This window comes from Roseateles sp. P5_B10 (assembly GCF_056400485.1).
On sequence record NZ_JBFULE010000926.1, the window covers coordinates 1 to 1,914 of the forward strand.

2 protein-coding genes are annotated in these 1,914 nt (G+C 67.3%); one reads left to right on the top strand and one right to left on the bottom strand.

The window, feature by feature from the left end; translation table 11 throughout:
- Window positions 1-288, top strand: a 288-nt coding sequence (locus AC1DU6_RS29325) for an energy transducer TonB (RefSeq protein WP_477861494.1), incomplete at its 5' end; no start/stop codon positions are given.
- 88 nt (window positions 289-376) lie between these two features.
- Here the strand turns inward: AC1DU6_RS29325 and AC1DU6_RS29330 are convergent.
- The coding region (locus tag AC1DU6_RS29330) for a hypothetical protein (RefSeq protein WP_477861496.1) at window positions 377-1,914 on the bottom strand (1,538 nt) is incomplete at its 5' end.

Sequence of the window (1,914 nt, forward strand, 5' to 3'; positions counted from 1 at the left end):
GCGCTGGTGCGCACACCGCTGCAACTGGACTTCAGCAAGTGCGGCTCACCGGCCTATCCCGACATCGACGTGCAAGGCACGACGATGGTCGTCTTCACGATGGACATCTCCGGCGCCATCTCTGAAGCGCGCGTGGTCGAGTCCAGCGGCCCGTCACGCAGGCACAAGGTGCTCGACAGACTGGCCGTCACCTTCGTGCTTTCCTGCAAGGGCACGCCCGGCACGGTGAATGGCAAGCCCGTTACGCTGCGCGGCATCACGCCCATCACCTGGAACCTGAAGGACTGAGAAGCCGGCTTTGGCTAGGACGGGCGGGCCTGCCCGCGTGCGTTGGCCATCCAGCGTCCCTCGTGCCGCGCCGCGCTGAATCCCGTGGCTAATTCCTTTTCGTGCTGTCCGGCGCGAGCTTGCGCCGCCTCATGGCTTCCATGCGCAGCCCCTGCGCGGCAGCAATCAGTTGGCTCTGCTGCGCGGGCTTCCCAGCGCTAAGCGCCATGGTCTCGAGGAAGGCTGCCGAGGCTTCCGCGTTGGAGATGAACTCCACGCTTTGCAGCGTGTCCTTCTTGTCGATGGTCCACTCCTTGAACGGCGCGTCGGGCGCTGGGTTGCGACGCATCTCCGCAAGGATGTCGCCGCGGGTCACGCCCGCTTCGAGGCGGCCCTGCCACTGCTTGGCCCATTGGGCCGAAGGCTCGTCGCGCACGTTCTGCGCCAGCGAAACGAGCGTATGGTGGGCCTCATCCGCATTGCCGGCATAGGCGTAGGCCAGCGCAGCGGAGCGCGCGAGCGCGTCGACTTCGCGTGCGGTCTGCCAGGCCGAGATGACACCCTCCAGCGCTGCGCTGTCCGGGGCATCCGTGGCGGCCACCTCGGTCTTGAAGGCGGCCAAGGCAGCTTCCGGCGATTGCGGGTTCAAGCCGCGGGCGCGCTGCAGGTGGCCCTGAGCAGCCTGGAGATAGGCGCGCTTGGCATCGCCCTCGTTGCGCTCGGCCAGGCGCAGGTTCGCCATGCCCAGCAGATAGCGGGCCTCGAAATTGGCGTCCTCCCCTTGCAGCACGGCGTTCAGCGCCGGCAGGGCGTCCTGCGGGTTGCCCCAGTCGATCTGCGCCCGGCTCAAGGTGAGGCGGGCCAGGTCGTCGTTCGGGAACTGCGCCGCCAGCCCTGCGACCTTCTTCAACAGCGCCTCCCCGGCTGGCCGGCTCGGGCACGCCTTCAAGGCGGCATCCGCCAGCACGAATTCGCCCGCCGCACGGGGCAGCGCATGAAACCTCACCCGGCTGGCGGGCAGCGATGGGAGTGCCACACGCAGGGCATCCGTGCCCCGAAGGCTGTACCGCCACATCACCTGCCCGATCTCGGATGCCTTCAGGCCGTAGGCCCGCTCGAAGGCCGTCGTCGGGGAGGCGCCGCGGTCGACGAGCCCGAGATAGCGGTTCAGGCGCTGGCGCCTTTCTTCCGAGGACAGCATGTAGTGCGTCAACAGCCAGGACTTCGCCTCGAACTCCAGGCGCGCCCCGCCCGGTCCGGCATAGTTGTGGGCGTTGGCGAGCTTCTCCTCCAGGACGTCGCCATATTCCAGGCTGGATACCCGGTTGTCTCTGACAAGTCGCAGGTAGCCACCGATCTCCTTCGGCACCCGGCCCACCACCATCTGCTTTTCCGAGAATCGCGCGGCGGAGAAGTACTGCGCAAAGCCGTCGACGAACGACGTCGGGACGCGGATGTCCGTGTGGCGATAAAGGAAGTGCCGCGCATACGCCTCGAAGACATAGGACAGGGTGTCGTCCAGCGGTGAACGGTYGAGTTGCTCGTCGGCGAGGCTGGGGACGCGTTCCAGATGCACGCCGAATCCCTGGACGCCGGAAGCGCAACTGCTGTACAGGCCCACGGCATCGGCCGGCACGCTGGCGTCGA